We start from the raw sequence: 18,863 nt of genomic DNA on the forward strand, positions 1-18,863 counted from the left end.
GGCCGCTGAAAAAACACAGGGAGCGCCGGTGAGCGCCAGTCAAGCCCGCCTCAGCGGATGCCGGTGGCGCGCAAGGCGTTGGGGGTGAAGTCGTTGCTGCTGGCCTTCACCGCAAAGTCGTAGCTGCTCTTCTCTTCGTTGCGCAGCCCGGACACTGTGTAGCGGCCGGACAGCACGTCATAGTGGGTCTCCGCCGTCAGCCAGGTGAACTGCTGGTCGTAGAACGGCCGCGCATGGCCTTCCGATACCCGCCAGAGGTTGCCACGGCCGTCGTAGGCGTCAGCCTCGGCGATCTGCCAGCTGTCCTCGTCGATGTACAGGTCACGCTTGCTGTAGATGTGTCGCTGGCCCGGCTTCAGGGTCGCCACCACGTGCCACACGCGGTGCAGTTCGTAGCGGGTGTGGTCCGGGTTGAGGTGGCCCGGCTTGACGATGTCGTCGTACTTCAGCGCCGGCGAGTCGAGCGCAAAGCTGTTGTAGGGAATGTACAGCTCCTGCTTGCCCACCAGTTTCCAGTCGTAGCGGTCCGGCGCACCGTTGAACATGTCGAAGTCGTCGTAGGTGCGCATGCCTTCCGCACCGGGGCTGTCATAGCCCACTTGCGGGGCGCGGCGCACGCGGCGCTGGCCGGCGTTGTACATCCAGGCCATGCGCGGTTCCTTGACCTGGTCGATGGTCTCCAGCACCAGCATCACACTGCCGGCGCGACGCGGCGGCGAAAGGATTTCCTGGCGGAAGTAGTAGAGGATGTTGTCCATCTTCGCCGGGTCGTAGTCCTTGAGCCCGAACGGGAAGGCGAACTGCTCCTTCATGTAGCTGATGGTGTAGGCGCCGTTGGTCTGCGGGTTCATCTGCGCGGTGGTGCGCAGCATCGCATTGCCCCGGTAGCGGGTGACGTGGTTCCAGATCACTTCCAGGCCGTTCTGCGGGATCGGGAACGGGATGGTCATGCTGAAGTTGGTCAGCCCGTTGCCGCCCTCGGCCAGCGAGGTGGCGGTGGCGTTCTTCTTCGCCGCGTCGATCACCGCCTGCGGGTAGCTGGCGCTGCGGTGGCTGGGGTAGACCGGGATGCGGTAGGTGTCGGGGAAGCGCTGGAACATCGCCAGCTGCCCCGGGGTGAGCTTGTCCTTGTACTGCTGGGCGGTCTGCGCGGTGATGGTGAACAGCGGCTTGTCCGCGGCGTACGGGTCGGCGAGGAAGCCGCCGGCGTCGGCCTTGCCGGCACCCGTTGCCAGGCCACCGGTCCAGGCCGGGATGCTGCCGTCGGCGTTGCCCGCCTTTTCCGCGCCAATCGGGGTGAGCTCATTGCCCAGGCGCGCGGCCTGGTCGGCACCGACCGCAGCCATGACCTGCCCGGCGAGCAGGCTCAGCGTCAGGCAGCCGGCCTGCAACCATTGCTTGTTGTTCATGCTTTTACCTCTGTTCCAGGACTGGAGCTGGCGGGCATCAGAAGCTGACGCCCATGCTGACGGCGAGGAAGTCGCGGTCGGTGTTGACGTTGTAATCGCCGCCGAAGTAGTCGGTGTAACTGATGCTGGCGGTGTAGCGACTCAGGTATTCGGCATCGACGCCGACGCTGATCGACTTGTCGCCCTCGTTGAAGGTCGGGCCGTAGCCCTGCACGTCGTGGGAGAACGCCAGGTTCGGGCGCAGCGAAACGCCACCGAGCAGGTCGTTGTATTCCAGGCCCGCGCGCACGCGGTAACCCCAGGAGTTCTGGGTGTAGAAGCCCTTGTCATCGCACTGGCCGGGGTTGGCGGTGTTCACCACTTTCTGGCAGATCGCGTTGCCCGACAGCCCCAGCAGCGCCGAGGTGCCGGCACTGGCCAGCTCACCGTTGCCGTATACGCTGCTGCGGCCGAAGCGCAGGTCGGAGCCGTCGGTGGAGCCCAGGTCGGCGATGTGGCTGAAGCCGATCTCGCCCACCAGGGTCAGGCGCTCGGCGCCGATCAGTTCGATCTGGTCGAAGGTGTTGGTGAAGGTCATCTGCGCCTGGGTGAACGGCTTGCGCTCGTAACCCTGGATCAGCGAACCGTAGGCCGAGTCGGCCCAGCCGCTGGAGAAGATCGGCAGGCCACCGTTGACCAGCGGGCTGGTCGCCGCCGAGCCGAGGGTGGCGGCGCCGGAAACGTCGCTGGAGTTGATGCCCAGCGGCATGTTCGGCCGGTAGCTGATTTCGCCCTGCACCGCCGTGCTGCCCCAGGTGGTGTTGAAGCCCAGGCCGTAGAGGCGGATGTCCTCGGGGTAGTCCAGGTACCAGCGCGCGGTGCTCACACCGCCCTGCCCGATCAGCCCGCCGACCGGGTCGGCCAGCGCACCCTTGCCGACTACCCAGTTACTGGTGGGGACGCGGCTGTGGTAGTTCATCGCATAGGCGGAGAACTCGGTATCGTTAACCATCCAGCGAAGCGCCACGCCGAACTGGCCGCCATCGCGGGCGTCGTGGTCCTTGCCGCGCGGCACGTAGCCATAGCCGCCCTTGATGCCGGTGCCGTCGATGTCGCGGTCGAAGTCGCTGCCGTTCACCGCCATGTTGATGTCGCAGCCCTTGGCCGCCACATCGCTGCCGAAGAAGGTGCCGCAGTTGTCCGGCACGGTCTTCTCCCACTCCAGTTGGTAGAAGGCCTCCATGGACAGGGTGTCGGTGAGCCCCTGGTTGAAATACAGCATGCTCACCGGGATCAGTGCTTCCTTCACCTCGGAGCCGGGGCGACGCAGCGCGGCGACATCCGCCGGGTTGATCGAGTTGATGCCGTTCTGGATGAAGGTGCTCTCGCCCCAGCTCACCACCTGGCGGCCCACGCGCACGGTGCCCGGCCGGTCCTGCAGTTCGTAGTTGTGGTAGAGGAAGGCGTCCAGCAGCTCGGCGCCGGAGGACTGCGCGGCAGTGTCGCGGCCGCTGTCGTCGATGTCATAGAGCGGACGGTGTTCGTCCTTGAGTTCGAAGTCGTACCAGTACTTGCCACGCAGGAACAGGCCACTGTCGCCGTACTTCAGCTCCAGGTCGTGCAGGCCCTTGAAGATCTTGGAGAAGGTCTCGCCGCGCTTGAAGTTCAGCCGGCCGTCATCGGAGGTCTGGCTGGACGCCGTGCCGCCGTTGCGGGTGCCGATGAATTTCTTGTCCGGGCTGTCCATCGCCCAGCTCGCGCCGATGGACAGGGTCGAGTCGAAACGACCCTCGATTTCCCCCACGTTGAAGCTCACTGCCTGAGCCGAAGATGCCCCGCCAAGGGCCATGCTGGTAGCCAGCGCCAGCGCGTGCGGCTTGAAGCCCGCGGCGCCGGTTATTGTTTTTTTCATGCTGCTCTCCGCCTGGATCGTGCTGGTCACGGCAAGCCGTGCCACCCCTGCTCCGCGGCGCTTGGGCCGGGAGGCGGTCGCATGGTAAGAGCGCTGTCACAACGCTGACTTCTGAAAAAAAGTGATGCCCATAGCCAGAATGAAAACGCCGGCATCTCGCAGCGCGCGAGGCTTTGCGGGTGCGGCTCTGCGGGTGATAACCGACGGCTATCGCGATACCCAGGATTCAGCCGACCCGGGCCGCGCATTGCCCTAAAGTCCGCCGCCATCAGCGATTCCCCGACCCTGAGGTGGACCATGAAGATTGCGTTGACCGGCGACAGCATCCTGCAGCGCCGCCTGAACAGCCGCGAAGACCAAACCCTGCGCCCGCTGTTCGACCTGCTGCGCGGCGCGGACGTCAGCTTCACCAACCTGGAGGTGCTGCCCAACGACTTCCAGGGCGACGCCGTGCTGGAAAGCGGCGGCTCGCACTTCGGCGCGCCGGCATGGATTCTCGATGAGCTGGTGGACGGCGGCTTCGACCTGTTCTCCACCGCCAACAACCACAGCCTGGACTACGGCATTGCCGGCCTGCAGGCCGCCCACGCCCAGCTGCAGAAGCGCGAACTGCTGTACGCCGGCACCGGCCGCAACCTCGAAGAGGCGCGCCGCCCGGTGTACTGCACCAAACCGGCCGGCACCGTCTCGCTGCTGGCCTGCACCTCCACCTTCGGCAAGGGCCAGGAAGCCAGCGAGCAGACCCGCGACATGCCCGGCCGCCCCGGCTTGAGCCCCTTGCGCTACGACACCGTGCACCAGCTCGACGGCGCGCAGATGGAAGCCATGCGCGGCATCATCGCCAGCCTCGGCCTGGACCGCCTCTACCAGGGCGCGGTGGACCTGGGCTTCGCCCACCCGATTCCCGATCCGGCGCTGGCGGTGTTCGGCCCCTTCACCCCGCTGCTGTTCCGCCAGGGCGAGAGCGCGCGCCTGCGCACGCTGCCGCGCAAGAAGGACATGGACGACATCCTGCGCTGGGTCGAGGAAGCGCGGACGCTGTCCGACGTGGTGGTGCTGAGCATCCACGCCCACGAACTGGGCCACGACGCGACCGGGGAATGGAACCTGGAAGCGGCCGCCGAATTCATCCAGCCGGTGGCGCGGCGCATGATCGATGCCGGTGTCGACATCGTGGTCGGCCACGGCCCGCACCTGCTGCGCGGCATGGAGATCTACAACGGCAAGCCGATCTTCTACAGCCTGGGCAACTTCATCGGCCAGAACGAGCTGGTGGAACGCCTGCCGGCGGACAGCTACGAGCAGTTCCGCGTGGACCGCAACCAGACGCCGTCGAAGGTGTTCCTGCAGCGCACCCAGAACGACACCCGCAGCTTCCCCTCCGATGCGCGCTTCTGGGAAAGCCTGGTGCCGGTCTGCCTGTTCGACGGCCGCCGCCTCACCGGCATCGAACTGCACCCGGTAAGCCTGGGCCTGGGCGAAGCGGTACATCGCCGCGGCCGCCCGCGCCTGGCCCAAGGCGAACACGCACAAGCGATCCTGCAGCGCTTCGCCGCGCTGTCGGAGCCCTACGGTACTCGGCTGTCGGTGGACGGCTCGATTGCGCGCATCCAACTCTGATGCCGCAGCGCCGGGCAGCCACAAGCTGCCCGGCGCCCTTCTTACCTTCCGCGATGCCCATGACCAGCCCACGCATTCTCATCGTCGAGGACGACCTGCGCCTCGCCGCTCTCACCCGCGACTTCCTCGAACACCACGGCCTCTGCGCCGGCATCGAGCCTGACGGCGCGCGCGCCGCCGAGCGAGTGCTGGACGAGCGCCCGGACCTGGTGATCCTCGACCGCATGCTGCCTGGCGACGACGGCCTGTCCATCTGCCGGCGCATCCGCCCGCGCTACCAGGGTGCGATTCTCATGCTCAGCGCGCGCTCCGAAGACACCGAGCAGATCGACGGCCTGGAGAACGGCGCCGACGACTACGTCTGCAAACCGGTGCGCCCCAGCCTGCTGCTGGCCCGCGTGCGCACCCTGCTGCGCCGCCCGCGGGCAGCCGCCGAAGCGACGGAACGCCTGGAGCGCTCAGGTCTGGTGCTCGACGCCCGCCAGCGCGAAGTGCAGCGCAACGGCGAACGCATCGACCTGACCGGTGCCGAGTTCGACCTGCTCTGGCAACTCGTCAGCCACGCTGGCCAGACCCTCAGCCGCGATGAGTTGCTGCTGGCCCTGCGCGGTATCGCCTGGGATGGCATGGACCGCTCGGTGGACGTGCGCATCGCCCACCTGCGCGCCAAGCTGGGCGACGACCTGCTACCGCCGCTGATCGTCACCGTGCGTGGCAAGGGCTACCGCTTCACCGGTTAGCAGGAACTCTACCTGTAGGAGCGAGCTTGCTCGCGAACCCGCCCAGCACCGGCGCCGCCAGGGAGCTCTGTTCGCGAGCAAGCTCGCTCCTACAAAGCTGCCAGCATGACCGCCCGGCCGAAAGTTCGTCGCGCGGGGAACTCCGCCCAGTCAAACCAGCACCCTCACTGCGGCAGGAGTGCCCGGCATGACAGTCAACATCGACAACCTCAATATCGCCCTGCCCGTGGGCAGGACAGCAACCGATACCGTCTCGATCGAAATCCCCGGCCCGCAGGCGCTGGCGCAATATCCCGAACTGGTCACCCGCCTGCCGGACGGCAGCCTGCAGCTCACCGCACCGACCAAGGGGGTGGCGAGCAAGAGCGTCCACCGCACCCGCTGCGAATGGAAGGAGCCCATCTACTGGGCCCTGAGCAGCGCCACCGAGCACGTGAACCACCAGCTGATGAAAGTCACCCAGGTGAACTCGGCACAGAAGGTGGTGGTGGCGCAGATGCACGTGAAGGACGACGACAGCCCTCTGCTCAAGGTGTTCTGGCAGAAGGGCAAGCTGACCATGGGCTTTCGCCAGAATTTCAACCAGACCACCCCGGTGAACAGCACGGTGCTGGACAATGTGCCGCTGGGAGCGGATTTCGACATCCTGATCCTCGCCACCTCCAGCCTGATGCTGACCGTGCAGGCCAGTTGCAACGGGCGCAATTCGGCGGTGCCGTCGATGCCCCTGGACGCCAGCTGGGCGGCACGGGTGTTCGATTTCCATGGCGGCGTCTACAACCAGATCGACTTCAGCGACACGACCCTGGCGAGCGATGCGTCGGTGTGCGTCATCAAGGACCTGCAGATCAGGCATGCGTGAGTGCGGGGAAAGCGGCGCCTTACAGACGCTGTTCGCGGGCATGGCCCGCTCCTACAGAAAAGCGTCGGCATCCGGTAGGCTGTGGGAGCAATCCTTCCAGAGCCCATTCGCATGTCCGCCCTCACCTGCCCTCACCTGACCGGCCAGCACGTCGAACTCCTGCCCCTGCGCGCGGAACACGCGCAAGCCCTGCTGGATGCAGCCAGCGATGGCGAGCTGTGGAACCTGAAAGTCACGGTGGTACCCGGCCCGGACACCGTAGCGGGCTATATCGCCAAGGCCGAAAAAGGCCTGGAGGAAGGCAGCGTCCTGCCCTTCGCCATCCTCGACCGGCGCACCGGCAGGATCGTCGGCAGCACCCGCTTCTGGAAGGTCGACCGCGCCAACCGCAAACTGGAAATCGGCCACACCTGGCTGGCCCTCTCGGCCCAGCGCACGCCGATCAACAGCGAGGCCAAGCTCCTGCTGCTGACCTACGCCTTCGAGGAGCTCGACTGCGTACGCGTGCAGTTCACCACCGACGAGCTGAACGAAAAATCCCGCGCCGCCATCCTGCGCCTGGGCGCGGTGCAGGAAGGCATCGCCCGCCACGAGCGCATCATGCCCGACGGGCGCAAGCGCAACTCGGTGCGCTTCAGCATCATCGACAGCGAGTGGCCCGAGGTGAAGGCGCGGCTGCTGCAACGCCTCACCCCGGCCGCCTGACCTGGAGGGCATCACCATGCTGTCCCACGTGTTCCTCGGCACCGCGGATTTCGAGCGCGCCTTGGCGTTCTATCAGCCATTCATGCAGGCGCTCGGCTACCCGCTGAAGTTCATCGAACGCGCACGCCCCTGGGCCGCCTGGATGCCGGCCGCTGCGCCGCGCCCGCTGTTCATCGTCGGCGCGCCCTTTGAAGGCGATGCAAACCCCGGCAACGGCCAGATGCTTGCGCTGCAGGCCAGTTCCCGCGCCGAGGTGGACCAGGCCTATGCGACAGCCCTGGCCAACGGCGGCACCTGCGCCGGAGCTCCGGGCTTGCGTCCGGAGTACCACCGGCATTACTACGGCGCCTACCTGCGCGACCCGGACGGCAACAAGCTCTGCTGCGTCTGCCACGAGCCGGAGTAGAGATCAGCCCTGGTAGAACACCTCGTCGCCGTAGGGGTACCACCAGGAGTGGATCTGCGGCTGGTGGTCGATGATCACCATCTTCGAGCGGCGGAACGCATCCAGTCCCTGACGACCCAGTTCGCGGCCCATGCCGGACATCTTCCAGCCACCGAACGGCAACGCATCGTTGTCGATCAACGGGTTGTTCACCCAGACCATTCCCGCTTCCAGGCGGTCCGCCGCTTCCATGGCTTCGGCCAGGTCGGTGGAGAACAGCGAGGCACCCAGGCCGAAGGGCGAATCGTTGGCCAGCCGTACCGCCTCGTCGAAGTCCTTCACCTTGCAGATCGCCGCCACCGGGCCGAAGCACTCTTCGTGGAAGATCGCCATGGCCGGGGTAACGTCGGTGAGGATGGTCGGCTCGTAGTACCAGCCCACCGGGAACTCCTCGGGAATGCGCCCGCCGCAGACCAGCGTGGCACCCTTGGCGATGGCGTCGTCGACCAGGCGGATCACCTTGGCGCGGGCCGCCTCGCTGACCATCGGGCCGATCTCGGAACGCTCCAGCCCATGGCCAATGCGCAGCGCGCGGGTGCGCTCGGCGAAGCGCGCGACGAACTCGTCGTGCACCTCATCGACCACGTAGAAGCGCTCCGCCGAGGTGCAGATCTGTCCACTGAGGTGGAAGGCTGCGGTCACCGCGCCGGCCGCCGCGACTTCCAGCGGCGCATGGCGGGAGATGATCATCGGGTCGCTGCCGCCGGCTTCGATCACCGCCGGTTTCATCCGCTCGGCGCAGGCCACCGCCACTGCCTTGCCGGCGGCGACGCTGCCGGTGAAGGCCACGGCGTGCGTGCGCTCGGACTGCACCAGGCGCTGCGCGGTGCTGGCATCGCCCGGCACGCAGCTGACCATACCCGCCGGCAGCACCTTGAAGTGCTGCATGAACTTCAGCGTGCACAGCGTGGTGCTTTCCGCCGGCTTGACGATGCAGGCGTTGCCTGCCGCCAGCGAGGCAGCCAGGGTCCAGCACATCAGCAGGATGGGGAAGTTGAACGGCATGATGTGCACGCTGACGCCGTAGGGCTCGTAGCGCACATGCTGGAACGAGCCGAGCTGCGTGGTGCCGGCGACCTTGCCGGCCTCGTCGCGGGCCATCTCGGCGTAGTAGCGGAAGATCGGCGCGCAGTTGGCCAGCTCGCCCATGGCTTCGGGGAACGGCTTGCCCATTTCCAGGGTCATCAGCCGCGCCACTTCGCGCTGGGTGGCCTGGTCGCTTTCGATGGCGTTGGCCAGCTGGTGGAGGATCGCCGCGCGGGACTTCGCGTCCACCCGCTTCCACTCGCGCTGGGCCGCGTTGGCCGCCTCGATGGCGGCGTCGACGTCCTCCGCGTCGCACAGGGCGATGCGCCCGACCTGGGTCAGGTCGGCGGGGTTGATGATGTCGCGCCGGCGCTGGGTCGCCACGCCCTGGTAATCCGGGCCGATGAAACGCAGGGGCAGATCAACGTGAAAGTCGGTCATGGAATGCTCCGCAGGGATTCGGATGAGGCCAGGCGCTGGGCGATCACGTCGCTCTCCAGCGGTTGGCGCCAGTTCGGCAGATGGGTGTCGAGCAGCGCGGCCAGCGGGCGCAGCTGTTCGCTGTCGAGCGCGCGCTGGAACAGCCGCAGCACGCGCGGCAGATGCCTGAGATAGCCGTGCTTGCCGTCGCGTCTGGCCAGGCGCACGAAGATGCCCAGCACCTTGGCGTGGCGTTGTGCGGCGAGCACCTGGAAATCGGCCATGAAACGCCGGCCGTCCACCTCCGGGCGCTGGCTGAGGTAATGGGTAAGCAGGGTTACGCGCAGGGTTTCGGGAATGTCGCGGCGCGCGTCTTCGAGCAGGGACATGAGGTCGTACGCCGGCGCGCCGAACAGCGCGTCCTGGAAGTCCAGCAGCCCGCAAGCGGCCACGCCCGCCCTGCCCTCCAGCAGCATCAGGTTGTCGACGTGGTAGTCACGCAGCACCAGCACTTCGCGGCGCAGGGAAACGTCACGCAGCAGCGCGGCGAATTCCGCCAGGTAGCGTTCGCGCAGCTGCGCGGCGGCCTGCTCGCCCACCAGCAAGGGTGCGTACCAGTCGATGAACAGCGCCGCTTCGTCTGCAAGCTTCTGCCCGTCGTAGGCCGGCACGCCTTCGGCAGCCTGCGGCCCGGCGCGGTGCAGGCGCACCAGCGCGTCCACGGCGAGGCGATACAGCGCCACCTCGTCATGGCCGTCGGCGAGCAGGCGGGTGTAGGTGGCCTGACCGAAGTCCTCCACCAGCGCCAGGCCCAGCTCGCGGTCGGCGCCCAGCACATTGGGCGCCGACAGCCCGCAATCGCGCAGCAGCTGCGCCACCCGCAGGTAAGGCGCCAGCGGCTCGGCGCCGGGTGGCGAATCCATCAGCAGCAGTCCCTTGCCGTCGAGGCGGAAGTAGCGCCGCATCGAGGCGTCCGCCGGCAGCGCGGTGATCGCCGCGCCGGCCAGGCCGCTGCCGGCGAGGAAGGTCTCGCGGGCGGCGGCACGGGTGGTTTCGCAGGGCAGGTTCATGGCATCACCGGATCATGTAGACCTTCTTGATGGTCTCGTGCACGGTGCACACGCCCTTCCAGTCCCTGGGGAAGAAGGCCGCGGTGTCCGGCTCGATCTCGATCACCTCGCCGGACTCGTGCACGTAGGTGCAGCGGCCTTCGAGGAAGTGGCAGAACTCGTCGCTGGTCACGTGGCAGAACCACTTGCCCGGCGTGCAGTGCCAGATGCCGCATTCGGACTGGCCTTCGGGCCCCTTGTGCAGGACCACACCGCTGACATGGGACTCGCCCTCCAGCATGGTCGGGATCACGCCCCAGTCCTTGAGTTCGGTGACTTGCAGCGGGCGGTAGATAACGGGGGTCTTCATCGTTCACTCCTGATGAGTCGAATCATGTAGGGCGGATGACCGCTCGCGGTTATCCGCCGGTGTCTCGGCGCGAGGTTAAGGGCGGATAACCCGTTCCGGGTTATCCGCCCTACGGGTTCAGGCCAGCATGTAGAGATTGCGCAGGGTGCTGTGCACGGTGCATTCGCCGGTCCAGCCGGCCGGGAACAGCACCAGGGTGTCGGGTTCGACCTCGATCACCTCGCCCTCGTCCGAGCGATAGGTCGCGCGGCCGGCAACGAAATGGCAGAGCTCGTCGCGCGGGATCGACAGCCGCCAGCGGCCGGGGGTGCAAACCCACAGTCCGGTTTCCGGGCTGTTGCTCGGGCCCTTGAACAGCAGGCGGCCGCTGGAGTGCGAGACGCCCTCCAGCGCGTCGGACTGCACGCCCCAGTCCACCAGGTCGTCGTAGTCGCGGGCGCCGCGGATGTGCGGCGCGGTGCTCTCTCCATTGAAGGAAGCGGCCTTGAACTCAGGCATGCTTCACCGCCTTGCCCTGGGCGAGCTGGTCGAGGATGCGCGCGGCATCTTCCGGGCCCTTGCGCGAGCGCATGTAGTCGCTGGTGCGCGCCAGGCGTTGCTGCATCAGGCCGTCGCCCAGCAGCTGGGCGATGTTGCGTGCCAGGTCTTCCTCGCTCCAGTCGTAGCGGTCCATGCGCAGGCCGTGGCCGCTTTCCTGGGCGCGCATGGCGTTGTCGTGGCCGTCCCAGACGTAGGGCATGACGATGGCCGGCTTACCGAAGAACAGGCACTCGGTGAAGCTGTTGTTGCCGCCGTGGTGGATCACCCCGTCGACCTGGGCGATCACCGAGGGCTGCGGGTACCAGTTGGAGACGATGACGTTGTCCGGCAGGTCGGTGTACTTCTCCACGTGCTCGCCGACGTTGAACAGCGCGCGGTACGGCAGCTTGCCGATGGTGGTGACCAGGCGCTTGAGCAGCTCGACGTCGCCCGAGCCCAGGCTGCCGAAACTGACGTACAGCAGCGGCTTGTCGTTGTGCGCCTTGAACTGCGGAATCTCGTAGGGCTTGTCGCTGCGCACGCAGCCCTGCAGGTAGTGGAACTGCCGCGCCGGCAGCGGGTGGCGACGTTCGAATTTAACCGGGTCCGGGTAGAGCAGCAGGTTCATGTAGGGCGACTCTTCGAAGAAGGTGCCCAGCGGATACGGCCGCTCGCCGCACTCGGCGAGGAAGTCGTTGAAGTCGGCGTGGATCGGCGCGATCACTTCCTCGAAGCGCTTCTGGAAGCGCGCGTGGCCGTCCTTGTCGTCGACGCTCATGCCCGACAGGTACGGCGGGATATCCGGGTCGTGCACTTCGTTTTCCGAGCAGGAGATGATCCGCACCCAGGGCTTGCCGTAGTGCTTGATGGCCGGGAAGAGGATCACGTTGTCCACGCAGATCAGGTCCGGCTTGATCCGGTCGAGGATCGCCGGCAGCTCCTTCTGTGCCCACTTGGAGGTGGAGACGATGGCCTCCCAGCACTCCTTCACGTAGTTGTCGAGCTGGTCGATCGGCGCCTTGCGGAAGTTGGGGATGTGGCCGTTGATGAAGTCGGTCCAGTAGCGCGCCATCTCCTCGGCCGGCATCGGCTCGGACATGTTCACGTAGTGCTCCTCGAAGCCGTAGGCCGAGTACACCCCGGTCATCCCCGGATCGGTGAGGAACACCGCCTTGTGCCCCAGCGCTTCGCAGGCCTGGGCGATGCCTACCGAGTTCAGGGCCGGGCCGTAGGCGGCCTCGGGGAAGAATGCGATGACCTTGCGTTCACTACTCATGGTGCTCTCCAGTCAGTCTTGTTCTCAGGCGATCAGTGAGTCAGCACGCGGCCGTGCCGCGCATCCCAGCCCAGGCGCACCGGCATGCCGGCGGCGAGGCGCAAGAAGTCGTAGTCCGAGGACGGCACGCGAACGATCAGCGGCTTGCTGGAGAGCGCCGTGTTCACGTGCAGGTTGGTATCCAGGCCGTGGTAGGCCACTTCGGCCACTTCGCCATGGATCTGGTTGTCCGTAGCCGGCGTGGCATCGGTGAGCACGCGCAGACGTTCCGGGCGCAACGCCAGGGTCACGCTCTCCGGGCTGGACTCGGCGGTGGTCTCGATGTTCAGCACCTGGTCGCCGGCCTGCAGGCGGTTGGTGCCCACGCGGCGGCCTTCGATCAGGTTGCTGACGCCGATGAAGTCGGCGACGAAGCGGCTGCCCGGGTTCTCGTACAGCTCGCTGGGGCTGCCGCACTGGCAGACCTTGCCGTCGCGCAGCACGGCCATGCGGTCGGACATGACCAGGGCTTCTTCCTGGTCGTGGGTAACCATGATGAAAGTGATGCCGCTCTCGTGCTGCAGGCGCTTGAGCTCCAGCTGCATCTTCTCGCGCAGCTTCTTGTCCAGCGCGCCGAGCGGTTCGTCCAGCAGCAGTACGCGCGGGCGCTTGACCAGCGCACGGGCCAGGGCGACGCGCTGGCGCTGGCCGCCGGAGAGCTGGTCCGGCCGGCGGTTGGCCAGCGGGCCGAGCTGCGCGGTTTCCAGCACCGCATCGACGCGCTGGCGGATTTCAGCGGCCGGCAGCTTCTCCATCTCCAGACCGTAGGCAATGTTGCCGCGCACGGTCATGTTGGGAAACAGCGCATAGGACTGGAACATCAGGTTCAGCGGACGCTTGTTCGGCGGCAGCGGCGAGATGTCCTGGCCACCCAGATAGATGGCGCCGGAGCTGGGCGTCTCGAAGCCGGCGATCATGCGCATCAGGGTGGTCTTGCCGCAACCCGACGGGCCGAGCAGCGCGAAGAACTCGTTCTCGCGGATGCTCAGCGATACCTGGTCCACCGCCGTCAGGCCCTCGCCATAGGATTTGCTCACCTGCTCCAGCACGAGCAGGTCGGGTGACTTAGTCATGGGCTTTGGGCACCTTGTTCAGACGTTGGGAGGCGAACAGCGCGGTGAAGCTGACCAGCATCACCAGGGTGGCGAGGGCGTTGATTTCCGGGGTCACGCCGAAGCGGATCATCGAGTAGATCTGCATCGGCAGCGTGGTGGAGGCGCTGCCGGAGCCGGAGTTGAAGAAGGCGATGATGAATTCGTCCACCGACAGGGTGAACGCCAGCAGCCCGCCAGCCATCACGCCGGGGAAGATCGCCGGCAGCAGCACGCGGCGCGCAGTGGTGAACCAGCCGGCCCCCAGGTCGATGCTGGCCTCGAGGATCGAGTAGTCGAAGTGCTTGAGCCGCGTGCGCACCACCGCGCAGACGAAGGCGATGTTGAACACCACGTGGCTGAGGATGATCGAGTGCAACCCCAGGCTCATTTTCAGCAGGTTGAAGAAGCTCAGCAGCGCGATGGCGAGGACGATGTCAGGGATGATCATCGGCGCCATCAGCAGCGTGTCGGCGAGGTTCGCGCCTTTCTTGCCGGGGTTGTTGCGGGCGCGCATCTCCACGCCGAGGGCGAGCAGCGTGCCGAGCAGGCAGGCGATGAAGGTGGAGGTCAGCGCAACGATCAGGGTGTTCAGCGCTGCGTGCTGGATCGAGGCATTGGCCAGCAGCTTGGCGTACCACTTCAGCGAGGCGCCGCCCCAGGCGGTGGGCAGGCCGCTGGCGTTGAACGAGAGCAGGATCAGCACCAGGATCGGCACATAGAGGAAGGCGTACACCAGCCACAAGTGCGCGCCGAGCGCGATGCCGGATGAATTACGCATGGCGTTCGCCCTCCGCGCCCTGGGCCCGGCGCGAAACCATGGCCTGGATGAACAGCAGCAGCATCATGATGCCGATCAGGAAGAAGCTCAGCGCCGCGCCGAACGGCCAGTCGCGGGCGGTGAGGAACTGCGCGTAGATCAGGTTGCCGACCATCTGCACCTGCTTGCCGCCCAACAGGTCGGCGGTGATGAAGTTGCCGATGGAGAGCACGAAGACGAACACCGCGCCAGCGGCCACACCCGGCACCGACAGCGGCAGGATCACCCGGCGGAAAGTGGTCCAGCCGGAGGCACCGAGGTCCCGCGAGGCTTCCCAGAGTTCGTTGTCGATGCGCGACAGCGAGCTGTAGATGGCGAGGATGACGAAGGGGATGTAGTTGTAGACCAGCCCGAGCACCACGGTGGCGTCGGTGTACAGCAGGCTGATCGGCTCGCCGCTGTAGCCGAGCAGATTGAACAGCCGGTTGAGCAGGCCTTCGCGGTTGAGCAGCACGATCCAGGCGTAGGTGCGGATCAGGTAGTTGCTCCAGAACGGCAGCATCACCAGGAACAGGAACACCGCCTGCCGGCGCGGCGTGCTGCGGGTAATGGCGTAGGCCGCCGGGTAGCCGATGAGCACCGCGAACAGCGTGGCGAGGCCGGCGATCTTCGCCGAGCGCAGGAGAATATCGAGGTACAGCGGGTCCACCGCGCGGCGGTAGTTTTCCCAGGTGAACACGTAGTCGATGCCGCCATAGGCACCGCGCTCGAGGAAGCTGTAGACCAGCACCAGCAGGCACGGCAGCAGCAGGAACAGGGCCAGCCAGCCAAGGCCGGGCGCGAGCAGCCAGGCCGAGAGTTTCCGGTCGGCGGACAAAGCGGTCATGCGTAGTTCCCCCAACCCCACGCCAGGCGGGGTGCTTCAGGGTTATTGAATGCAGTGAACTTGTGGGGCGAGCGAGCTAGAGCGAGGCAAGGCGAGAACAAGCGTGGGTGCGGATGTAAATAAGCAAGCCCGCGCTTGTTCTCAACGCAGCATCGCCGACGCGCAGCCGGCCCTACTGTGCAGCCATGATTTCGGTCACGGCGCGGGTATAGGCCTTCTGCGTCGACCCACCCACGTCACGCAACTGCTGCTGCTTGACCAGTTCGGCCGGCGTGGTCGTGAGGTTGGGGTACTTGGCCAGCAGGTCCGGCTTCAGCGTCGCCATCGCCGCCTGGTTGGGCACCTTGTAGAGGATGTTCTCGGCGACCCACGCGTGGTTCGCCGGCTCCAGCATGTAGTTGATGAAGCGGTAGGCGGCGTCGGGGTTCTTCGAGCTCTTCAGCACGACCATGGTGTCCACCCAGAGGTCGGAGCCTTCCTTGGGCACGACGAACTTGATCGACTCGTTGGCCTGGGTGCCGTAGTTGCACCAGCCGTCCCAGGCGTGGGCCATCAGCGCCTCGCCGGAGGCCAGCTTGGAGTAGAAGGTGGTGTCGTCGAAGGACAGCAGGCGCTTCTTGGTGGCGATCAGCTGGTCGCGCACCGCGTTGATCTGGTCCGGATTGCCGTCGTTCACCGACCAGCCGTTGGCGAGGAAGCCTGCGCCCAGCAGCCAGCGGTCGGTGGCGAGCATGGTGGTCTTGCCCTTAAGGGCATCGGAAGGCTTGAGCAGGTCGCTCCAGCTGGACGGTGCGGGGCTGACCTTGTCCGAGCGATAGCAGATGCCGGTGGTGCCCCAGGTGTAAGGCACGGAGAAGTGGTTGCCGACGTCGTACTCGAGCTTCTGCGCTTCGGGGTAGAGGTTCTTCAGGTTCGGCACCTTGGCCGGGTCGATCTCGGCGAGCAGGCCCTGCTTGTGCAGGATCTCGGCAAAGGGCGAGGACACGAACACCACGTCATAGCCCTCGCCGCCGGCAGCCATGAGCTTGCCCATGATTTCTTCGTTGGTGGCGTGGAGGGATTTGTCGGCTTCGAGGCCAGTGGCCTTCTGGAACTTCTCCAGGTTGTCCGGGGCCATGTAGCCGTCCCAGATGGAGATCACCAGATCCTTGGCACTGGCCGTGGTGGCGGACAGCGTGAGCGCGAGGGTTGCCCCTGCGTAGAGCATGGTCTTCAGCTTCATCTTGCGCACCTGACGATGGTTGTTGTTGTGTCGACGGCAGCGGAACGAAAAGCGTACTACATGTCTTTTTTTCAAAATAAAAACCGAACCACTGGCGAAGTCAACCATTTCTTGCATTCTTGTTGGACCACCCACGCTGTGGCATAAGGGGTCGCCCCGCGCCCACCCGCCTGCCGGGGCCTGCTGGAGAGAAGCCGCTTGAGCAAGGACACCGAGAAAAGACCGCGCACCAACCACCTGGAACTGGCCCGGCGGATCATCGAGCACGCCCAGGACACAGGATTGAGCGATGGCGACGGGCTGTCCGAGCAGCAGCTGGCGCGCACCTTCGGCGTGTCGCGCACGCTGATCCGCGCCGGGCTGGACCTGCTGTTGGAGCAGCAACTGGTGGCCCACGAGCCGGGCAAGGGCTATCGCCTCGCCGCCGATCCTTCCGCCCAGGTGCTCGGCCCCGCCCTGCCCCAGGCCGAGGAGCAGGCTTTGGCCGCCTCGGTGCTGCGCGACCGCATGGCCGGGCGACTCGGCAACAGCCTCAGCGCCAGCGAGCTGATGCGCCGTTACGACATCGGCCGCGCCGCCGCGCAGAAGGTGCTCGCGCAACTCAGCGAAGACCAGGTGCTGGAGCGTGGCGCCGGGCAGAGCTGGTCGTTCCGCCCGCTGCTGAACAACCTCGCGGCGCTGGAAGACAGCCTGCGCTACCGGCTGATCCTCGAGCCCGAAGCACTGCTGGCGCCCGGTTTCGACCCTGATCTGGCGCGCCTCGCCCTGCTGCGTGGCGCCATGGAAGACCTGCTCGGCGCGCCCATCGAACGCTTCGACGTGGCGCAGTTCCGCGAGCTGGACATCGGCTTCCACGAACTGATCGCCCAGGGCTGCGGCAACCGCTTCGTTGGCGACGCCCTGCTGCAGCACCAGCGCCTGCGCCGCCTGCCCAACCTGCTGCCGATGGTCAGCGTGCACCGCCTGCAGGAGGCCCTGCGCGAGCACCTGCGGATCATCGAGCAGATCGAGCGCGGCCAGCTGGAAGTCGCCGCCGACCTGATGCGCCTGCACCTGCGACTGTCCTTCGCGCAGCGTCCGCAGACCGCCAACCGCGGGATTCCGCAGTCGTTCGCCATGGGCCGTCGCTGATTATTTTTCTCTCACGGTGTTTTTTTTAACGAAAAAATGCAGTATCAGTTTCACGCAGTGCCCGTGAGCAACGCCCGGATGTGCCCATGACGCAAAGAACAAGAACCATCGCCTTCTTCCCCGAGGCCAGCTTCGGCGCCGCGCTGAACTGCATCGGCATCGCCCAGGCCCTGCGCGAGCTCGGCGCCCGCCCGGTGTTCATCTGCCATGCGCACTTCCAGGGCATCTTCGCCGAGTACGGTTTCGCCGAGTACCCGCTGCAACTGGACTCGCCGCTCTCCGCCGCCGACCACCAGCACTACTGGGAGCGCTTCATCGAGCGCAACGTGCCCTACTTCGACCAGCCGCCCCTGGCGCAGATCGACAGCTACGTAGCGCCGGCCTGGGAAGCCATCATCGACACCGCCATCGAGTCGGAGAAGCCGCTGCAGCAGTTGCTCGCCCGGCTCAAGCCCGACGCCATCGTGCTGGACAACGTGGTCAGCTTCCCGGCCATCGCCGCCGCCGGCTGCCCCTGGGTGCGCATGGTCTCCTGCGCGGAAACCGAACTGCCCGATGCCGCCGTACCGCCCTACCTGTCCGGCGCCAGCAGCAGCGATGGGCAGGCCTGTACGAGCTACCGTGAGCACTACCTGCAGGCGACGAAACCGGCGCACGAGCGCTTCGCCCGCTTCCTCGCCGAGTGCGGCCACCCCGCCCTGCCCGCCGGCCAGTTCCTCGAGGATTCGCCCTGGCTCAACCTGCTGCTGTCGCCGACACCGGTGCGCTACGAGCGCAAGAAGCCGCTGCCGGCCGAGCGCTACCTGTACCTCGACGGCTGCGTGCGCAGCGAGGCGCCGTATATCCCGCCGCAATTCCCCCGGCATGACGACGCACCGCTGATCTACGTGAGCTTCGGCAGCCTCGGCGCCGCCGACGTGGCGATGATGCGCCGGCTGATCGAAGCCGTGGCGCAGTTGCCCTACCGCTTCCTGATCAACGTCGGCGCCTACCGCGAGCACTACGACACGGTGCCGGACAACGTCTACCTCGATAGCTGGTACCCGCAGCCGGCGGTGCTGCGCGAATGCCAGCTATTCATCCATCACGGAGGCAACAACAGCTTCTGCGAGGCGCTGTACTTCGGCCTGCCGTCGGTGATCATCCCCTACTGCTGGGACGGCCACGACAATGCCCGGCGCGCCGAGGAAGTGGGCGTGGCGCGCTACCTGCCGCGCTTCGGCAATCCGCTGGCGGCGCTGCCCGCAGCCCTCGCCGAGCTGCTCGCCGACAAGGCCATGGCGCAACGCCTGAGCGCCGTGCGCGAACAGATGCAGGCGTCGCGCGGCACCGAGGCGGCGGCGCGGGCGATCCTCGGCATCTGTGCCGACTGAAGGCTGATTGGCTCTGTCGAAGTACCGGC

18 protein-coding genes are annotated in these 18,863 nt (G+C 66.5%); 7 read left to right on the forward strand and 11 right to left on the reverse strand.

The window, feature by feature from the left end:
• Nucleotides 1-50: 50 nt before the first annotated feature.
• Nucleotides 51-1,409 carry a DUF1329 domain-containing protein gene (locus tag J2T47_RS24925; protein ID WP_253452820.1) on the reverse strand — a complete coding sequence of 453 codons (1,359 nt, stop codon included), beginning with the start codon at nucleotides 1,407-1,409 and terminating at the stop codon, nucleotides 51-53.
• Nucleotides 1,410-1,446: 37 nt separating this feature from the next.
• Nucleotides 1,447-3,300: a DUF1302 domain-containing protein gene (locus J2T47_RS24930; RefSeq protein ID WP_253452822.1), complete on the reverse strand. Its 1,854-nt coding sequence runs from the start codon at nucleotides 3,298-3,300 to the stop codon at nucleotides 1,447-1,449.
• Between the two features lie 297 nt (nucleotides 3,301-3,597).
• Between J2T47_RS24930 and J2T47_RS24935 the strand changes: the two genes are divergently transcribed.
• The 5 genes from J2T47_RS24935 (at nucleotide 3,598) to J2T47_RS24955 (ending at nucleotide 7,633) form a co-directional block, all read left to right on the forward strand.
• Nucleotides 3,598-4,920 (forward strand): CapA family protein, encoded by a 1,323-nt coding sequence (locus tag J2T47_RS24935; RefSeq protein WP_253452824.1) that lies wholly within the window; start codon nucleotides 3,598-3,600, stop codon nucleotides 4,918-4,920.
• Between the two features lie 53 nt (nucleotides 4,921-4,973).
• A complete protein-coding gene (locus J2T47_RS24940) occupies nucleotides 4,974-5,660 on the forward strand; it encodes a response regulator (protein ID WP_253452826.1) in 687 nt (228 codons plus the stop codon).
• 187 nt (nucleotides 5,661-5,847) lie between these two features.
• Nucleotides 5,848-6,522 carry a polysaccharide lyase family 7 protein gene (locus tag J2T47_RS24945; protein WP_253452828.1) on the forward strand — a complete coding sequence of 225 codons (675 nt, stop codon included), beginning with the start codon at nucleotides 5,848-5,850 and terminating at the stop codon, nucleotides 6,520-6,522.
• 111 nt (nucleotides 6,523-6,633) lie between these two features.
• Nucleotides 6,634-7,227 carry a GNAT family N-acetyltransferase gene (locus J2T47_RS24950; RefSeq protein WP_253452829.1) on the forward strand — a complete coding sequence of 198 codons (594 nt, stop codon included), beginning with the start codon at nucleotides 6,634-6,636 and terminating at the stop codon, nucleotides 7,225-7,227.
• 16 nt (nucleotides 7,228-7,243) lie between these two features.
• Nucleotides 7,244-7,633 carry a VOC family protein gene (locus J2T47_RS24955; protein ID WP_253452832.1) on the forward strand — a complete coding sequence of 130 codons (390 nt, stop codon included), beginning with the start codon at nucleotides 7,244-7,246 and terminating at the stop codon, nucleotides 7,631-7,633.
• 3 nt (nucleotides 7,634-7,636) lie between these two features.
• Here J2T47_RS24955 and J2T47_RS24960 read toward each other — a convergent pair whose 3' ends face one another.
• The 9 genes from J2T47_RS24960 to J2T47_RS25000 all read right to left on the reverse strand — a co-directional run bounded on the left by J2T47_RS24960 (nucleotide 7,637) and on the right by J2T47_RS25000 (nucleotide 16,330).
• Nucleotides 7,637-9,139 carry an aldehyde dehydrogenase family protein gene (locus tag J2T47_RS24960; protein WP_253452834.1) on the reverse strand — a complete coding sequence of 501 codons (1,503 nt, stop codon included), beginning with the start codon at nucleotides 9,137-9,139 and terminating at the stop codon, nucleotides 7,637-7,639.
• The gene (locus J2T47_RS24965) at nucleotides 9,136-10,188 is read right to left on the reverse strand and encodes an aminoglycoside phosphotransferase family protein (protein WP_253452836.1); all 1,053 of its coding nucleotides are present in this window, start codon (nucleotides 10,186-10,188) and stop codon (nucleotides 9,136-9,138) included. The genes J2T47_RS24960 and J2T47_RS24965 overlap by 4 nt, the downstream gene beginning before the upstream one ends.
• 4 nt (nucleotides 10,189-10,192) lie before the next feature.
• Nucleotides 10,193-10,537 carry a cupin domain-containing protein gene (locus tag J2T47_RS24970; protein WP_253452838.1) on the reverse strand — a complete coding sequence of 115 codons (345 nt, stop codon included), beginning with the start codon at nucleotides 10,535-10,537 and terminating at the stop codon, nucleotides 10,193-10,195.
• 117 nt (nucleotides 10,538-10,654) lie between these two features.
• Nucleotides 10,655-11,035, reverse strand: coding sequence for a cupin domain-containing protein (locus tag J2T47_RS24975; RefSeq protein ID WP_253452840.1), 381 nt, complete (start codon nucleotides 11,033-11,035; stop codon nucleotides 10,655-10,657).
• The gene (locus J2T47_RS24980; protein WP_253452842.1) at nucleotides 11,028-12,332 is read right to left on the reverse strand and encodes a glycosyltransferase; all 1,305 of its coding nucleotides are present in this window, start codon (nucleotides 12,330-12,332) and stop codon (nucleotides 11,028-11,030) included. Before J2T47_RS24980 ends, J2T47_RS24975 begins: the two co-directional genes overlap by 8 nt.
• 32 nt (nucleotides 12,333-12,364) lie before the next feature.
• Nucleotides 12,365-13,444 (reverse strand): ABC transporter ATP-binding protein, encoded by a 1,080-nt coding sequence (locus J2T47_RS24985; protein ID WP_253452844.1) that lies wholly within the window; start codon nucleotides 13,442-13,444, stop codon nucleotides 12,365-12,367.
• Complete coding sequence (locus tag J2T47_RS24990; protein ID WP_138216992.1) at nucleotides 13,437-14,243, reverse strand: ABC transporter permease; 807 nt, start codon at nucleotides 14,241-14,243, stop codon at nucleotides 13,437-13,439. The genes J2T47_RS24985 and J2T47_RS24990 overlap by 8 nt, the downstream gene beginning before the upstream one ends.
• Nucleotides 14,236-15,108 (reverse strand): ABC transporter permease, encoded by an 873-nt coding sequence (locus tag J2T47_RS24995; RefSeq protein ID WP_081518266.1) that lies wholly within the window; start codon nucleotides 15,106-15,108, stop codon nucleotides 14,236-14,238. The genes J2T47_RS24990 and J2T47_RS24995 overlap by 8 nt, the downstream gene beginning before the upstream one ends.
• Nucleotides 15,109-15,280: 172 nt before the next feature.
• Nucleotides 15,281-16,330, reverse strand: coding sequence for a polyamine ABC transporter substrate-binding protein (locus J2T47_RS25000; RefSeq protein ID WP_253452846.1), 1,050 nt, complete (start codon nucleotides 16,328-16,330; stop codon nucleotides 15,281-15,283).
• 198 nt (nucleotides 16,331-16,528) lie between these two features.
• Between J2T47_RS25000 and J2T47_RS25005 the strand changes: the two genes are divergently transcribed.
• Nucleotides 16,529-17,461: a GntR family transcriptional regulator gene (locus tag J2T47_RS25005; protein ID WP_253452848.1), complete on the forward strand. Its 933-nt coding sequence runs from the start codon at nucleotides 16,529-16,531 to the stop codon at nucleotides 17,459-17,461.
• An 86-nt stretch (nucleotides 17,462-17,547) separates the two neighbouring features.
• Nucleotides 17,548-18,834, forward strand: coding sequence for a glycosyltransferase (locus J2T47_RS25010; protein ID WP_253452849.1), 1,287 nt, complete (start codon nucleotides 17,548-17,550; stop codon nucleotides 18,832-18,834).
• Nucleotides 18,835-18,863 lie beyond the last annotated feature (29 nt).

The sequence above is a fragment of the Pseudomonas nitroreducens genome, assembly GCF_024170165.1.
Taxonomy (GTDB): domain Bacteria; phylum Pseudomonadota; class Gammaproteobacteria; order Pseudomonadales; family Pseudomonadaceae; genus Pseudomonas; species Pseudomonas nitroreducens_C.

Bases quoted from the DNA above. Each gene is read 5' to 3' on its own strand.
- J2T47_RS24925 (WP_253452820.1), bottom strand. From the start codon at position 1,409: ATGAACAACAAGCAATGGTTGCAGGCCGGCTGCCTGACGCTGAGCCTG.
- J2T47_RS24930 (WP_253452822.1), bottom strand. From the start codon at position 3,300: ATGAAAAAAACAATAACCGGCGCCGCGGGCTTCAAGCCGCACGCGCTG.
- J2T47_RS24935 (WP_253452824.1), top strand. From the start codon at position 3,598: ATGAAGATTGCGTTGACCGGCGACAGCATCCTGCAGCGCCGCCTGAAC.
- J2T47_RS24940 (WP_253452826.1), top strand. From the start codon at position 4,974: ATGCCCATGACCAGCCCACGCATTCTCATCGTCGAGGACGACCTGCGC.
- J2T47_RS24945 (WP_253452828.1), top strand. From the start codon at position 5,848: ATGACAGTCAACATCGACAACCTCAATATCGCCCTGCCCGTGGGCAGG.
- J2T47_RS24950 (WP_253452829.1), top strand. From the start codon at position 6,634: ATGTCCGCCCTCACCTGCCCTCACCTGACCGGCCAGCACGTCGAACTC.
- J2T47_RS24955 (WP_253452832.1), top strand. From the start codon at position 7,244: ATGCTGTCCCACGTGTTCCTCGGCACCGCGGATTTCGAGCGCGCCTTG.
- J2T47_RS24960 (WP_253452834.1), bottom strand. From the start codon at position 9,139: ATGACCGACTTTCACGTTGATCTGCCCCTGCGTTTCATCGGCCCGGAT.
- J2T47_RS24965 (WP_253452836.1), bottom strand. From the start codon at position 10,188: ATGAACCTGCCCTGCGAAACCACCCGTGCCGCCGCCCGCGAGACCTTC.
- J2T47_RS24970 (WP_253452838.1), bottom strand. From the start codon at position 10,537: ATGAAGACCCCCGTTATCTACCGCCCGCTGCAAGTCACCGAACTCAAG.
- J2T47_RS24975 (WP_253452840.1), bottom strand. From the start codon at position 11,035: ATGCCTGAGTTCAAGGCCGCTTCCTTCAATGGAGAGAGCACCGCGCCG.
- J2T47_RS24980 (WP_253452842.1), bottom strand. From the start codon at position 12,332: ATGAGTAGTGAACGCAAGGTCATCGCATTCTTCCCCGAGGCCGCCTAC.
- J2T47_RS24985 (WP_253452844.1), bottom strand. From the start codon at position 13,444: ATGACTAAGTCACCCGACCTGCTCGTGCTGGAGCAGGTGAGCAAATCC.
- J2T47_RS24990 (WP_138216992.1), bottom strand. From the start codon at position 14,243: ATGCGTAATTCATCCGGCATCGCGCTCGGCGCGCACTTGTGGCTGGTG.
- J2T47_RS24995 (WP_081518266.1), bottom strand. From the start codon at position 15,108: ATGACCGCTTTGTCCGCCGACCGGAAACTCTCGGCCTGGCTGCTCGCG.
- J2T47_RS25000 (WP_253452846.1), bottom strand. From the start codon at position 16,330: ATGAAGCTGAAGACCATGCTCTACGCAGGGGCAACCCTCGCGCTCACG.
- J2T47_RS25010 (WP_253452849.1), top strand. From the start codon at position 17,548: ATGACGCAAAGAACAAGAACCATCGCCTTCTTCCCCGAGGCCAGCTTC.